General features: G+C 32.1%; 13 protein-coding genes and 1 riboswitch. Of the genes, 2 read left to right on the top strand and 11 right to left on the bottom strand.

Annotation, left to right across the window (positions count from 1 at the left end; translation table 11 throughout):
* Positions 1–21: 21 nt before the first annotated feature.
* The 11 genes from BS101_RS15600 to BS101_RS15650 form a co-directional block, all read right to left on the bottom strand.
* A complete protein-coding gene (locus BS101_RS15600) occupies positions 22–918 on the bottom strand; it encodes an ABC transporter ATP-binding protein (protein WP_073539668.1) in 897 nt (298 codons plus the stop codon).
* A 25-nt stretch (positions 919–943) separates the two neighbouring features.
* Positions 944–1786: an ABC transporter permease gene (locus tag BS101_RS15605; protein WP_242951302.1), complete on the bottom strand. Its 843-nt coding sequence runs from the start codon at positions 1784–1786 to the stop codon at positions 944–946.
* A gap of 27 nt (positions 1787–1813) precedes the next feature.
* On the bottom strand, positions 1814–3130 hold the full coding sequence (locus tag BS101_RS15610; RefSeq protein ID WP_073539669.1) for a nitrogenase component 1: 1317 nt from the start codon (positions 3128–3130) through the stop codon (positions 1814–1816).
* A complete protein-coding gene (locus BS101_RS15615; protein ID WP_073539670.1) occupies positions 3130–4599 on the bottom strand; it encodes a nitrogenase component 1 in 1470 nt (489 codons plus the stop codon). Before BS101_RS15615 ends, BS101_RS15610 begins: the two co-directional genes overlap by 1 nt.
* 226 nt (positions 4600–4825) lie before the next feature.
* A riboswitch (SAM riboswitch) is annotated at positions 4826–4935 on the bottom strand.
* A 37-nt stretch (positions 4936–4972) separates the two neighbouring features.
* Positions 4973–5335 carry a NifB/NifX family molybdenum-iron cluster-binding protein gene (locus tag BS101_RS15620; RefSeq protein WP_073539671.1) on the bottom strand — a complete coding sequence of 121 codons (363 nt, stop codon included), beginning with the start codon at positions 5333–5335 and terminating at the stop codon, positions 4973–4975.
* Positions 5336–5352: 17 nt separating this feature from the next.
* Positions 5353–6651, bottom strand: a complete 1299-nt coding sequence (locus BS101_RS15625; RefSeq protein WP_073539672.1) for a nitrogenase component 1 — start codon at positions 6649–6651, stop codon at positions 5353–5355.
* Positions 6648–8117 carry a nitrogenase component 1 gene (locus BS101_RS15630; RefSeq protein ID WP_073539673.1) on the bottom strand — a complete coding sequence of 490 codons (1470 nt, stop codon included), beginning with the start codon at positions 8115–8117 and terminating at the stop codon, positions 6648–6650. The genes BS101_RS15625 and BS101_RS15630 overlap by 4 nt, the downstream gene beginning before the upstream one ends.
* Before the next feature lie 410 nt (positions 8118–8527).
* Entirely contained in the window at positions 8528–10504 is a 1977-nt protein-coding gene (locus BS101_RS15635) for a methyl-accepting chemotaxis protein (RefSeq protein ID WP_073539674.1), read from the bottom strand.
* A gap of 593 nt (positions 10505–11097) precedes the next feature.
* A complete protein-coding gene (locus BS101_RS15640; protein ID WP_073539675.1) occupies positions 11098–12114 on the bottom strand; it encodes a biotin-dependent carboxyltransferase family protein in 1017 nt (338 codons plus the stop codon).
* Positions 12111–12848 carry a 5-oxoprolinase subunit PxpB gene (gene pxpB / locus BS101_RS15645; RefSeq protein ID WP_073539676.1) on the bottom strand — a complete coding sequence of 246 codons (738 nt, stop codon included), beginning with the start codon at positions 12846–12848 and terminating at the stop codon, positions 12111–12113. The genes BS101_RS15640 and pxpB overlap by 4 nt, the downstream gene beginning before the upstream one ends.
* A 25-nt stretch (positions 12849–12873) precedes the next feature.
* Positions 12874–13641: a LamB/YcsF family protein gene (locus BS101_RS15650; protein WP_073539677.1), complete on the bottom strand. Its 768-nt coding sequence runs from the start codon at positions 13639–13641 to the stop codon at positions 12874–12876.
* Between the two features lie 273 nt (positions 13642–13914).
* Between BS101_RS15650 and map the strand changes: the two genes are divergently transcribed.
* Positions 13915–14670: a type I methionyl aminopeptidase gene (gene map / locus BS101_RS15655; protein ID WP_073539678.1), complete on the top strand. Its 756-nt coding sequence runs from the start codon at positions 13915–13917 to the stop codon at positions 14668–14670.
* A 255-nt stretch (positions 14671–14925) separates the two neighbouring features.
* Positions 14926–15615: a flavin reductase gene (locus tag BS101_RS15660; RefSeq protein ID WP_073539679.1), complete on the top strand. Its 690-nt coding sequence runs from the start codon at positions 14926–14928 to the stop codon at positions 15613–15615.
* Positions 15616–15788: the final 173 nt, after the last annotated feature.

Here is a 15788-nt window from a genome sequence, read left to right on the forward strand (position 1 = left end):
CTCATTTTTAAAAATTTAAATTTAATTTATTGCACTCTGGGGTATATCGTATAAATCTTTATTGGAGTCCTTTTCATCATCAGCTCTCTTTTCATTATCCCGACTATCCTTAAGTAATCCCCATATCCTATGTTTTAGTGCAGTAAATTCATCAGATGATTTTATGCTTCCACTTTCCCTTGGTCTTGGTATATCAATATCAATTATTTCTTTCACAGTTCCAGGATTCTTTGTCATAACAACTACTCTGTCTGACAAAAACACAGCTTCTTCTATATTATGAGTAACAAACAATATAGTCTTATGTGTCTTTTCCCATATATGAAGCAGCTGTATATGAAGATCCTCTTTTGTTTGCTCATCTATTGCTGCAAAAGGCTCATCCATTAGCAGCACTTCTGGATCATAGGCTAGTGCTCTAGCAATAGCTACCCTTTGTTTCATACCCCCTGATAGTTCATAGGGATATCTGTTTTCAAAACCCTTTAACCCCACCAATTCCAGATATTTTTTACTCATTTTCTTTCTTTCACGCTTATTGATTCTCTTAATTTCAAGTCCAAATTCTACATTTTTTTCTATACTCCTCCATGGGAAAAGTGCATATCCCTGCATAACTATGCCTCTATCTAGTGCAGGTCCATGTATTTCCTTATTGTCAATAAATATTTTCCCTGTATTTCCTTTTATAAGACCTGCTATAATATCCAAAAATGTTGATTTACCACATCCACTAGGGCCAACTATAGATACAAATTCACCATTTTTTACTTTAATACTCATTCCACTTATAGCAAGTAAATCTTCTTTATTTTCTTTTTTTCCATTTTTAACACCATATTTATATCCAACATCCTCAGATACTATCTTATAATTTGGTACATTATTATTTTTTATATATATGTCTCCAACAGTCATGAACAATTCCTCCTTTATTTTATATTTATACATTAGGCTCCTGTTTCCATTTCATAATATTTTTCTGCAGGAAAACAAGTAAATAATTCAACCCAAAGCCTATCAATGCTATAGTTACAATTGCAGCATACATATCAGCAACTTTGTAAGTTTCCTGAGATTGAAATATAAGAAAACCAAGTCCCGCATTAGCTCCTATCATTTCTGCTGCAACTAAAACAATTATAGCTGTAGTAGCACTTAATCTGATACCCGTAAAAATTGATGGAAACGCTCCGGGGAAAATTACCTTGTAAAAAAGAGCTAATGGTGATGCTCCCATGGATTTTGCAGATTTGATTAAAATGGGATCTACATTTTTGACCCCTTCAATAGTACTTATAAGTATAGGCCACTGAACTCCCCAAAATATAATAGCTATTTTAGATGTTTCTCCAATACCAAATACAAGTATAAACACAGGGAATAATGCTAGTGCTGAAGTTTGTCTAAAAATTTGCAGAAGAGGATCTATAAATCTCTCAAATTTTTTAAACCATCCGATAACGAGTCCTAGTGGAATAGCAACTAAAAGTGCCAGTGCAAAACCTGCCGCTGATCTTTTAAGACTTACGAATACATTTTCAAAAAGAGAACCACTAATTATTAATTGCCACAATGCTGCAAATACTTTGGAGAATGGCGGAAGAAAAACTGGATTAGCAATACCGATCCTAGGTGCTGCTTCCCACAGTATTAAAAATATAATGATAGAAAATAAACTGTATCCTATTCTACCAATTGTTTCAACAATTCTATCAATTATTTCTAATCCATACCTATTATCTTTTGATATATCTATTTCTTTTCTACTTTTGGTAGCATTCAATTTTATCACTCTCCATTTAGATTATATCTATTGAAAATCTTGAAGTATAACAGAATAAATATCTTCTATCAACCTCATTGCCCCTTCATATCCTAGATAAGAACGGCTAAGAATCATCCTGTCACTTATAGGTGTAGATGTTGAAAGCTGATATCCTTTTATTTCTTTTGAAATAACCCTGTCCCATCCACTTCCAAGTATTAATGGTTTAGTTCTAAAATTGCTATTTCTCAAATATTCATTTACTTTTCCTCCATCATTTGTAAATTCAATCTCTGGAACAATATCATTATAGAATCCTTTAAAATGTTGTTTTACTTGCTTTTCATATTCTTTGGGAACTCCTTCTGTTATAAACTGCTTTTTGGGTAGCAGCCCTAAGTCATTTATTAAAAACTTAGATAAAGCCAAAGAATAAGCACTATCTGCTACAGTTATAAAATGCTTTGGAAGTAGCCTAGTTTCAAGAAGAACATCTGCTGCTCTTTCTAAGTAATAAAAATATCTATCCTCCTGTCTTTCTATTTCATTTTCAATAATATTATTATCTATCCCCATAAAATTTCCCACAGCTCTTAAAAACTTTGCTGTTTCCTTTGGTCCTATTGGAAGAACAGGATATTGAAAATACTCTGTTCCAAACTTCTCTTTTAAATGTATTACATTTTCAAGTCCTACCCAGGGTGATATAATTAAGTTATATTGTGCCTTAGGTATATTATTTAATGTATTTATTCCCTTTCCATGTCCAAAAATAATATTAGCTTTTACTCCTATTGAATTTAAAAGTTTCTCAATAACCTCAAAATTTCCTGCCCAGAATGTATCTTGATATGGTACAGTAGCCCACACATTAACTAATCCTTTTTCAATTTCATCTGACGGTTTTAAATATTGATCAATTATTGCATCTATTATAAGTTGGTGACCTAAAAAATTGCTTCCTTTAAATCCTCCGGTCTCAGCATATACTATAGGCTTGCCCTCTTCTCTAAATTCATCTACTATCTCTCCTACATAATCTCCTACAATATCTGAAGTACATCCAGTTAATACAACATATAAGTCTGCATCCAATACCTTAAAGGAATTTGAAATAACTCTGTGCAATTTATCCACTCCCCCAAATATCACTTCTTTTTCTCCTACATTGGTACATGGTATTGAATGTCCCCCTATATAGCCGGTGCCCTGGCATCCATTCTGAAGCCCTAAAGTGGACCAGATTTTTGCTGCACACCCAGGTCCAGCATGTATTATGGGTACTGCCCTTTCTATAGCGAGTACGGATTCATATCCTCCAAGTGCACAGACATGTCTTAACTCTTCAACCACTCCACTCATTATTTCACCTCATTTTCAAGAAATTTAAATGTATCCTGCTTAAGCCACCAGGAAGTATACGGAAGCTTTATCCTCTTAGATAGGCTCTCTGCTAGGCTGTTATTTTCCAAAGTATCTATTATGCTGTGACCAAAATCTATAATTCCTCTATATCCAAAAGCACTGTATTCATCTGATATCATTATAGATGGGATTCCCATCTTAGTTGGCCATATTGTAGTACCTGGATGCCTGGCTATATAAAGATCTGGTTTTAATTTGTTTAGCAGATTTAATATTTCAAAATTTTGAACATCACATATGCTTATTGGGATATCTTCCTCCCTTTTGGATAGGGCAATGGATGATTCCGGTATGCTTCCATGATCATAATGTTGATCAAAATGCCAGGAAATTCCCCATATTACCTTAATACCTAATTCACCTAATACTCTCATATAATTGTGAGAAAAACTTGGTCCCATACCTACTATCGCTCTTTTACCTTTTAACTTTTTCCTGATTTTTTCAAGTTCCGGTGCTATTCTCCTCTTTTCACTATCTATATAATCTTCTACTTCTTTCTCTTTGCCTAAAGTTTTTCCAAGTCCTCTGAGCCAATTATCCATACCTGCAATACCATGAGGCTGAATAGATTTCACATAGGGAACACCATATTGCTGTTCTAATCCATTTCCCAAATATCCTCCTAAAGTACCGCATATGCTAATAGTAGCTGCAGCCTCCGACATTCTAGATATCTGCTCTATAGTAGCAAAAGGTACTACAAATTGAGGAATAAGTCCAAGTTTTGACAGTATTTCAGTTATATAATCTCTAGCACTTCCATTAAAATTTATCATATTTACAAGTTCCGGACGTCTCTTTCTAGGTGGTTTCACTATACGTGTCAATATGGCATGAAAGGCTGCATCAAAGCCTGATGCCCATATTTTCGATCTAAATCCCTCGCAGAAAACAGGTACCACAGGAATTTTTATTTCTTTTTCCATTTCATCTGTAATACTTTTAATATCGTCTCCAATAATTGCCGAAGCACAAGAAGTAGTGACAAATATGGCCTTGGGTTTAAATCTCTTATATGCTTCTTTTATACCTTCCCTTAACTTATCTCTGCCGCCAAATACAGTAGAATCCTCTGTCATATTAGTGTTTATCACATTTACATCTTTCTTTTCCCAACTTCTTATATTTTGTCCCCATTTGAAAGTAGTATTTTCCCCAATTACATCTGCCGAGCACCCAATGGCGCCGTGATTTACAATGGCAGCATCCAATATACGTGATAAGTACCCCTGAGCACATCCAGAACTACAGTTGCTAGCCTGACTAAAGCACCTTTCTTCATTTTTAAGACATCCACATTGCACTTTTTTAACAAGATCCTTAACTGTTCCACTATAACCAGTAATAGAATTAAGTCTGTTTTCCCTAGTTGCTGATTCTATTACCTTAATATTAATAGACATGAAAACATCTCCTTTATAAAAATTAATTTTTAACTGTATTAAGCTTTTACTTTTCAATCCCCTGGTATTTTATCTTAAATAATAAAAAACCAGAAACCCTTAAATAAAATTTAAATTTTATTTAAAGCCTCTGGTTTCCCAGTCAACTAAAATTGAATAATGTGAATAAAAAATCCCCTTTCAAAAGAAAAGGAATATGTGCTAAAATATTTTTTAACATTAATTTCCCTCATCTTTCAGAAATATATCTGCAGGATTTAGCACCTTGCATGTAAATAAAACATACGGGTTGCTGAAACTTCATCGGGCCAGCCCCTTAGTTTCTCTTGATAAGAATATTGATTATATTATTTTTGTATTGTATATATAGTTTCTAATTACATGGTTCATTAATTTTATCTATTCTAGAATAATATTTAATTAACTTTTTTAAAGCTTCGTCTATGGACTGATTTATATCAAAAGCTTCAATTCCATTTCTATTTAAAAATACAGCAGCTTCCCTACCTATTTGACTAACTAAAACTATTCTACACCCTGAAAGATGTTTAACAATAGACAAAATTTTATCATAGTGACCCTCTTTTTCACAGCAAAAAATATCATCTACCTTTCTCAATTCCATAAATTCATAATTGCCGTCTTCCACTTTATATATATAAAATTGACTTGCTTTTCTAAAATGTTCATTTACAAATTTGCCATCACTACTTGCAACTGCAACTTTATAATTCATATATGCCCTCCTATAAATCAATTAAATCTTGTAAGAACTACAGAATATATATCTTCCAAGAGTTTAAGTCCACCTGAATATCCTACATAGGAACTATTTATTATAAGCCTCTCAAAAACAGGCCATGAAATAGTAATATAATGTGCCTTTGTCTCTTCCGCTATTTTCTTTTCCCAGGAACTCCCTATGATCAACGGATATCCGTAAAAACCCGTACTTCTAATTTCATTATCTATCTTATATCCATCTGTACAAAATTCTACTTCTGCTTCTATGCCATCATTCAATTCTTTAAAATATTTTCTTACATTATTTTGATATTTTACAGGAGTGTCATCAGTTATATATTGTTTTGAAGGGAAGAGACCAAAATCATTTACTAAAAACTTGGTAATTGCAACACAGTACTGGGCATCTGAAATTACTACAAAACGCTTTGACATAACACGAGTCTCAAGAAATACATCTGCAAAACGTTCTATATAATAATAATATTCTTGTTCATGCCTTTCAATGATATCTTCTACTTTTTTTCTATCTATTTTTGCAAACTCACCCACCGCACGTAAGAATTTACTTGTTTCAAAAGCTCCTATAGGCAATACTGGATAGTGAAAATAAGGTGTATCAAATTTATTTTCTAAAAGTTTCATATTTTCAAGCCCTACCCATGGCGATACTAAAAGATTAAATTCCGCTTCTGGTATTTTATCTATATTACCAATCCCTCTTCCATACCCAAATATTGTATTGGGGATTAATCCAAGTTCTGAAACAAGCTTTTCTAATTGCCTTAAATTACCCAGCCAAAATGGATCATGAAGAGGTATACTAGCCCATATATTTACAAATCCTTTAGTCTTTTTATGGGAAGGTTTTAAATATTGTTCAATAATGGCTTCAATCACCCACTCATGACCTAAATAATTATTACCTTTAAATCCAGGCGTTGATGCATATATCACAGGTTTTTTTGCATTTTTAAATGAACGTACTACTTCTTCTGCATCATCTCCAACTATCTCTGAACTGCAGCTGGTTAAAACTACATAAAGATCTGCATCTATCACTTTAAGTGCATTTTCTATAGTTTCTTTGATCTTACCCTCTCCTCCAAAGATCACTTCTTTTTCACTTATATTAGTACATGGAAATATATGAGAGGAAAAATATCCTGAACTTCCAAAATCTCTTTCAAGCTTTTCAGCGCAACCAGGTCCAGAGTGCAACACAGGAATAGCCCTGGTTATTCCATGTACAGTCTGCATAGCTGCCATAGCACATTTATATCTTGGTTGTTCTAATATCTTTGTCATATTACCATACCTTTCTTCAAAAATGTTGAATTATTCTGCTCATACCACCAATCCGTATATGGCAACTTAACTCTAGAAGCAAGATTTTTTTCAAAACTCCTATTATTGATCGTATCCAGCACACTATATGCAAAATTCAGTGTTCCCCTATATCCAAAAATCATATATTCATCATTTACACACAAGGCAGGTATTCCCTGTTTTATAGCCCACACAGTAGTTCCAGGGTGCCTTGAAAAATATATATCTGGATGATATTCATTTAATATATTCAATATTTCATAATTTTGTTGTTCAGTTACACTTAATCTTATATTATGAGATGAATTTTTCATTAAATAATTGACAGCAGGGGGAATTATACCGCTATCGTGCTTTCTATCATAATGCCATGCACCTGCCCATGCTATTTCAATGCCAAGTTCCTGAAGCACACGGGATATTTCAAAAGTATAGCCAGGTCCCATTCCAAGTACTGCACTTAACCCCTTAAGCTCCTTTTTTACCTTTTCTATCTTTGGTAGGTATATTTCTCTTTCTCTTTTTATATAATTTTCTACTTCCTGCTGTTTTCCTATTATTTTACCTATACTCCTAAGCCAGGTCTCAAATCCTGCAATACCCAGTGGATTGATTGTTTTTATATATGGAACTCCATATTTTTCTTCAAGACCATTTCCCAAATATGTTCCAAGAGTTCCACATATACATACTGTAGCAAGAGATTCCGATAAACGGGATAATTCTTCTACTGTTGAATTCTGATATAGAAATAATGGTCTCACTCCAAAATTTGAGAATATATCTATTATTTCATCCCTGGCACTTTCATAAAAATTTTTAAAATTAACTATATTATTTTTTTTATTAGGAGGTTTCACAATACTGGTGAGAACTGCATGATCTGAAGCATCAAATCCTGAAGCCCACACTCTAGATCTAAATCCTTCACAATAAACAGGAGCTATTGGTACTGGTATCTCTTCTTTCAATTCCTCTATAACACTATCAACATCTTCTCCAATAATACCTGTTGCACAAGAAGTTCCTATAAAAATTGCTTTAGGCTTATATCTTTTATAAATTTCCCTTGTTATTTCTTTAAGACTGTCTGCAGCCCCAAATACTGTATCTTTTTCATTCATATCAGTTCCAACAAATACAGTGTTATTTATAATTCCTCTTTTAGTGGCCATTTGACTATTTATGACATTTATATTTGCTGACATGGCTGTACAACCTGATGGTGCATGGTTTATTATTGCTACATCTCTTATTCCAGAAAGTTGACCCAACGCACACCCTGCATTACAGGAACTGGATTGGCTAAAACATCTTTCTCTATTGGTTAAATTTCCACACTTTGACCTATTACATAAATCATGTAGATCCCCACTGTAACCTGTAATAGCCCCCAGCCGCTCTTCTCTCGTCTGAGAAAGCGAGGTTCTAAAATTAATTGACACACTTTTCATCTCCCTTTAGTATTTATTGAAATGATTATAATAAAAAAGAGATACTAAGTAAAATTCATAATACTTAATACCTCTGGTTTTCCAGTTAGCCTTATCTTAAATAACTTTTATTGTTACAGTAAATTAAAAAGGCCAGTTTTACTTTATAATAAAACTAGCCTCTAGTATCTCTAGTGAACTAACTAATATATTTGGCATGATTTGAATTAATCTTATACTTTTTATATATTAGATTTATAATTAACCTAATAGTATAAAATATAAGGTTAAGTGTATTTATTGTCAAATACACCATTTTTTATTACTATACTACTTGAGAAATTTTTTGTCAATATAATAATTATATAAATTTAAATCTATGTAAAAAATTACAATCTATATAGAAAATTTTTAAGCTAAAACTATACTTTAAACTTTTGAATGCTTTCATCAAGCTTTTGTGCCAAATGAGATTGTTCTTCCGCAGCTTTACTAACTTGTATAATACCTTCAGTGGCATAATTTATGGAACTCTTAATTTCATTAGTATTTTCTAATGATTTTTGTGCAATTTCAGAAACACTGCCTATGGTATTAGTTATTTCATCTACTGTAACTTTTATATCCTCTGTCATGGAGGCTAAATCTTTAGAAATATTATAAGTGATTTCAGAATCCTTAAAATATTGGTCTCCTGTATTTGAATAATTATCTAATTGTATATTTACATTTTTATCGATAAATTTCAATAATTCATTACTTGCCTTTGAAAGATTATTAAAAACTTCTTGAACCTTTATTACGGTATTTTGTATGATAGAAACTATTTCCGAAGATTGTTCTGCTAAAATTTTTACTTCTTGTGCAACTACACCAAATCCTTTGCCCTGTTCTCCTGCTCTTGCAGCCTCAATAGAGGCATTTAGAGCCAATAAATTAGTCTGTTCTGCAATACTTGAGATCATATCTGCCATTTCCTTTATTTCTACAACCACTTTTCCATCATCAATAGCTTTTAATATACTTGCTTCTTGCTCCTTATAAATGTTTCTACACTCATCTATGGCATTTTTTACATTCTCTTCTATGGAAAGCGCCCTTGCTTTAGCCTCATTTGCATTTTTATTCCCATTTTCAGCTTTATTTGATAATTCATTTACATTGCCATCTATTTCCTCTATGGATGCAGTTACTTCTTCTGTAGAAGAAGTAACTTCCTCAGAACAATTTACTATATTATTTATTGAACTATCTATAATTTTAAATTTTAAAGTTATTTCTTCTACCGAATTAGAAAGTTTTTTACTAAAAGAAGCAATATCTCTGGAGTTATCAATTATAGTCTTTATAAGTTCTTTAACATTTTTCTGTGCAGTATTAAGCAGCTCGGCGGTTTGTCCAAATTCATCCCCTCTTTTTATCTGTATAGGAGTACTAAAATCACAGGCAGAAAGACGTTTTGCAAAAGCCTGTATTCTTAAAAGGGGCCTAGTTATATATTTTACAATAATTATTCCACATATAATAACTACTCCAATTATAATAACCAAAATTATTGAAACCGTTATTATAATTGAGTTCAAATCCCCTATGTAATCACTTTCCGGAAGAACAGCTATGGATATCCAACCTGTTTCATCAGAACGGCTAAATCCGATCATATTCAAGAGTCTCCCATCATTATATTGTAACTCCCCACTTTTTTTATTCAAAATTATTTGTGCAGATGAAATTTCTTTTTTTATATTAGTCATTAATTTATTCTTATCCTTATGTGCAATAATTGTGCCATCAGACAAAGTTAATATGGAATATCCTGTTTTTCCGACTTTGGTAGATGCTATTTTATCACATAAAGTAGATATGTCCATGTCTATACCTACCACTGTTATCTTCCCATTACTAGATTGTACTTTTTTTGCAGCGGTTATAACAATTTTACCTGTAACAGCATCTTTATAAGGTTCAGTTATAAATACCTTATCGGGAAAAGTCACAGCCTGTTTGTACCAATCTCTAGTTGTAGGATCATATCCCGCAGGTAATTCAGTTTTAGGGTATATTGTAAAGTTTTTCTCTTCATCTCCCACATATGATTGCATTATATCCTTATTGCTATCAGTTATACTTTCAAGTTCATCGATCATGCCATTTTCATCACCATCAATTATAGATTTATCAATAGCTAAAGCTTGTATTGAATTTTTCACTGAATTAATATGTAATTCTATATATGAAGATTTCTCATTGGATATCTCCATAGTAAGCTGACTTGTTTTATTATATGCAAGCTTTGATGCCATATGAAAACTTATAATAGATAATAATAAAAGCGGTATACAGACAATTAATATTAATATAGTAATAAGCTTGTACTCTAACGATATTTTTTTAAACATATACTATATTTAGCCTCCTTCTTTACATTAGATATTTTTATTCATTTTTAGATGCCCATTCTTAAATCACATTATCATATATTACCATATATGTTTTTTAAAATCCATAAATATGCATAATTCAACACAAAATTTTTATTTATCAAAAAATAAAACCACCACTTAGCTAAATGACACTAAATGGTGGCTAAAATCCCAGCTCATATAAAAAATTTGGTTCTACTTGAATTTTTATCACCTTTCTTTTTCGGTTACTCTTTTATACTATTAAGCACATCATAAAACTTATAGTAATTTAAATATTATAAATCAGATGTCTCATAGGAACACATTTTACTAATAACTAATCTCTAACAGACTAACATTTGTACACAACAGCGATTCTTGTAAACTTAAACTTCTATTTACAAATAAACCAACTGTATTTCTTACCCTAACTATCTTTTAAAGTATTTAACATTTCAACTTACATTAAATTATGAGCTAGGATTTTCAAGAAGAATTTTTTACTTTCTTCTTGTTTACATTATACCTTAAAAATTTCGACAAGTCAACTGAATATTAAAAAAATTAATAGAACTAGTAAATTCCAATTATATTTCAAAATTAATAGAATTTTTTAAATATATAGCTTTCTTTAAATCACCTATATATTTTTCTTTATAAAAATACAAGCTTTCTGCATCCTCTAAGGAAATTTCCTTAAATATAATTTTTTCACCAGGTTTCATATGTACAATTTTCCCAATATCCACAGAAGCTATTTCTGCAATTTTAGGATACCCTCCCGTAGTCTGTCTGTCCGCCAACAGTACAATTGGATTACCATCTGGAGGAATTTGTACTGTGCCAAAAGAAACTGCTTCAGAAATCATGTCAAAAGTTCTTCTCAATTTCAATGTAGGCCCTAACAGTCTGTATCCCATTCTATCGGACTCATGGGAAATTTTAAAAGGATTGTGAAAAAATCTCTCTAAGCTCTCTTCAGTGAAATCTTTAAAATTCCTCCCCCTAATAACTCTTATAAAACTATATGTGGAATTTTCCTCCTTACATCCTCTTACATACCAATTCGCTGTAGTAAATATTTGTGATGGCAATTTCCTCCTCAGTACATTTATAATATTAACTGACTGTGCCTCTGGAGAATTGAGATTAATTCTATCACCTTTTTTCAGAGCTCTACCACTATAGCCTCCTATTCCAGCTTTAATATATGTACTTTTACTTCCCATAACTTCTGGCAGGTCAAATCCTCCTGCAACACACAAATAGCCATAACAGCCTACTCTACAATTACTAAATTTTAATATGGCATCCCTATTTAAATATACAGGTCTCCACATAGGTACAGGTTCTTCATCTATGGTTGGTAAAAAATCTCCTCCTGTTATGGAAAAAAGGGTGCCTTTTGTCATATTTAGACAAGGTCCAATTAGCGCAATTTCCAGTGCCCCCTCTCCTTCTTTATTACCAATTAAAATATTTCCCATACGGAGTGCATAAGTATCCATGACACCGCCCACTATAACCCCATACTTTTGATACCCAACTCTCCCCAAATCCTGAATAGTTGTAATAAGTCCTGACTGTAAAACATTTATATTCAATTTTCACTCTCCTTATACTTATCATATTCATCAGAAGAGATAGGATAAAATCTCACCACATCACCTGGGCGTAGAATACTTGGCGGACATTTAGAAGGAGAAAAAAGTACTTTTGGTGTATTCCCAATAATTTGCCATCCCCCAGGAGTACTGATTGGATAAACACCTGTTTGCATTCCTGCAATTCCAACAGAGCCTTTTGGAACTGATCTGCGGGGTGATTTGCGCCTTGGAGCAGCTATTTCTTTAGACATTCCTCCCAGATAAGGAAACCCAGGAGCAAATCCAATCATATATACAACATAATCATTATTAGAATGAAGTTCTATTACTCTATTTATAGAAATTTTATTATATTCAGCAACATATTGAAGATCCGCTCCAAATTTTCCCCCGTAACATACAGGAATTTTCACAATCCTTACTTTTTCGTCTATAGATACATTAAAATTATCAAGCATATTATTAATCAGAGAAGAAACTATTTCATAAGAGGGTTTTTTTATTCCTTTGTCAGCTTTCCTAGTTCTTAGTTTCATTATATCGTAAAATATAGTAATTGTTGAAAAAGCAGGCACATATTCTATCATCCCTTCAAAAGGATGCTTATCAAGGTATTCCCCAAACATTCTAACTGTCCTGTGAATGTCTTTATCAATTTTCCTCCCAAACTCTATTAAAATTGCAGACTCGCCTATGGGGAAAACATTCCATTTAATTTTATACTGTTTCATAATAATCTAATCACCTAACTTTAAATTATTCATGTGTTATTTTTTCTATATAAACGCCTAAATCCTTGAGATGTTTATTGATTTTACGTGTAAAAATCAATGAGTGAGGGCTATCACCGTGAATACATAGAGTGTCAGCCTTTATTCCAATGTCTTTTTTCTGCTCACACATAACTAATCCATATTTTATCATACGATAAACTCTTTCTGCTGCTTTATCAATATCTGTAATTATCGCAGCATTTCCTTCACTTCTGGGTGTAAGGGAACCATCTAATTGATAAGTTCTATCTGCGAATACTTCGCTGGCTGTTTTAAGTCCTATACTATTTCCTTCAGATATAAGTTCACTACCTGATAATCCAAAGAGAATAAATTCAGGATTCACATTATATACACCTTCTGCAACGGCCCTGGCAAGTTTTTTATTCTTTGCCGCCATATTGTAAAGTGCACCATGGGGTTTTACATGATGCATGACACCCCCTTCAGATTTTACAAAAGCATAAAGTGCTCCTATTTGGTATACCACCATATCATAAATTTCACCAGGAGATACATTAACATTGCGCCTTCCAAATCCAGCTAGATCCGGTAATCCAGGATGTGCTCCAATTGCCACATCATTTAATAATGAAAGCCTTACAGTTTCATGCATTATTTTAGGATCTCCTGCATGAAATCCACATGCAATATTAGCGGAAGTAATATATTTTAATATTTCTTCATCATTTCCCATTTTGTAGACTCCAAAACCTTCTCCTAAATCGCAATTCAAATCTATTTTATACATTTATCCACTCCTTTCCCAATGAAATAATTATTAGAGCCATATAGAATTCGCTACAGGAAATACTTTTCTCCACTTAAATTTTAGAAGAACCTACTGTAACTTTCTAAAATTAAATCTATTGTTTAATATCTATAATTATAGCTAACATTTATAAAGGCAACAACGAAGTAATTATTAATAGATATGTTATAAATAAAAAATATTATTATTTTTTATTTATAAATATGTTAAAATAGAGTAAATATTATAAATTTTAAGATAGAGGGGAAAATATTGATAGCTATAAGAACTAATAAGGAAATAAGCTACATGGCAGCAGCTGGAAAAATACTGGCATCCTGTCATAAGGAAATTAGAAAAATGATAAAACCAGGTTTAACCACTATGGAAATAGATTCTTTTGTAGAAAGATATCTAAAAGAACATGGGGCAAAACCAGAACAAAAAGGTTATATGGGATTTCCCTATGCGACCTGTGCTTCTGTAAATGACGAAATTTGCCACGGTTTTCCCACAAATAAACCTTTAAAAGAAGGAGATATCGTTACCATCGACATGGTGGTGAACCTAGATGGATGGTTAGCTGACTCTGCATGGTCCTATTCAGTAGGAAAAATTTCAGAAGAAGCTAAAAATCTTATGGAAGTTACAAAAAAATGCCTTTATAAAGGTATAGAAAAAGCTTTCTCTGGAAATAGAATAGGAGATATAGGACACACTATACAAACTTATGCAGAATCTTTAGGATATTCTGTAGTAAGAGATTATACAGGTCATGGTATTGGCAAGGTTATGCATGATGATGTGGTAGTGCCCCATTATGGAAAGCCGGGTAGAGGACTAAAACTTAGGGAAGGAATGGTAATTACTATAGAGCCCATGATAAATATAGGAACCTATAGAACCCTGTTGGATCTTAACAACTGGACTGCACGCACTGCTGATGGCAGCTTATCAGCACAATATGAACACACTATTGCCATCACAAAAAATGAACCTATAATTCTAACAGATCAAGATAATATATAAGTATATAACATAACTAATTTCAAATAATGATTATTGTTTGAAATTAGTTATTAAAAAATTATAAAAACTATTGAACAAATAATTTTTATGGTGTATAATTTATTTAAGAAAACATTTTATATAAAAACTTATCTCACATAAAAAAAGGGGGGAAGTAACCAAATACTGCTTTTAATACACGATTTTAAATAATATGTAAATGAGAGGAGGTATTACTTACATATTAAATTTTAATATTATGTAAGTATATGAATTATGATTAATAATAAAGCATTTTATAAACTAAGTTACGGCTTATATGTTATAAGCTCAATCTCTGAAGGTAAGAAAAATGGACAAATTGCCAATACAGTTTTTCAAATAACATCAGATCCGGCTAGAATTGCTGTAAGTATTAATAAACAAAATCTTACTCATGAATATATACAAAAAAGCAAGTTAATAGGGGTATCTGCCCTTTCCACTGAAACTCCTTTAGAATTTGTAGGTAAGTTTGGGTTTAAATCAGGAAGAACTACTGATAAATTTTCTGGAGTATCCTTCAAAACAGGTGCAAGTGGCGTTCCAATAGTTCTTGACAATGCTGCTTCATGGATTGAATTAAAAGTTGAACAAGAAATAGACATAGATACCCACACTATATTCGTTGGAAAAGTACTTAATTCAGAATTAATAAAAGATATAGATCCTATGACATATGCATATTACCAGGATGTAAAACGTGGTAAATCTCCACAAACCTCACCAACTCATGCAGCAAATAAAAATAATCCTGTAAAAGATGCTCCTAAATATCAATGTTCTGTATGTGGATTTATTTATGATCCTGCAGTTGGAGATCCTGATTCTGGTGTTGAACCAGGTACATTATTTGAAGATCTGCCTAAGAGCTGGGAATGTCCAGTCTGTGGCGTAGGCAAAGCTAAATTTAAACCTTTGGATTAAATAACCTAATCTGATTTTAAAATTTAAATTATAGAAATTTCTTAAAAGAAATTTCTATAATTTAAATTGACAATTATTAAATTTTGTAATAACATACAAATAAGAAATTAAAAACTTAATAATCAGTTGAAGGGGAGTAATTTTAAATTACAAAGTCAACATTTCGATCCAAA

This window comes from Clostridium kluyveri (assembly GCF_001902295.1).
GTDB classification, from domain to species: Bacteria; Bacillota; Clostridia; order Clostridiales; family Clostridiaceae; genus Clostridium_B; species Clostridium_B kluyveri_B.

Bases quoted from the DNA above. Each gene is read 5' to 3' on its own strand.
- BS101_RS15615 (WP_073539670.1), bottom strand. From the start codon at position 4,599: ATGTCTATTAATATTAAGGTAATAGAATCAGCAACTAGGGAAAACAGA.
- BS101_RS15660 (WP_073539679.1), top strand. From the start codon at position 14,926: ATGATTAATAATAAAGCATTTTATAAACTAAGTTACGGCTTATATGTT.
- BS101_RS15635 (WP_073539674.1), bottom strand. From the start codon at position 10,504: ATGTTTAAAAAAATATCGTTAGAGTACAAGCTTATTACTATATTAATA.
- BS101_RS15600 (WP_073539668.1), bottom strand. From the start codon at position 918: ATGACTGTTGGAGACATATATATAAAAAATAATAATGTACCAAATTAT.
- BS101_RS15650 (WP_073539677.1), bottom strand. From the start codon at position 13,641: ATGTATAAAATAGATTTGAATTGCGATTTAGGAGAAGGTTTTGGAGTC.
- BS101_RS15620 (WP_073539671.1), bottom strand. From the start codon at position 5,335: ATGAATTATAAAGTTGCAGTTGCAAGTAGTGATGGCAAATTTGTAAAT.
- BS101_RS15610 (WP_073539669.1), bottom strand. From the start codon at position 3,130: ATGAGTGGAGTGGTTGAAGAGTTAAGACATGTCTGTGCACTTGGAGGA.
- BS101_RS15625 (WP_073539672.1), bottom strand. From the start codon at position 6,651: ATGACAAAGATATTAGAACAACCAAGATATAAATGTGCTATGGCAGCT.
- pxpB (WP_073539676.1), bottom strand. From the start codon at position 12,848: ATGAAACAGTATAAAATTAAATGGAATGTTTTCCCCATAGGCGAGTCT.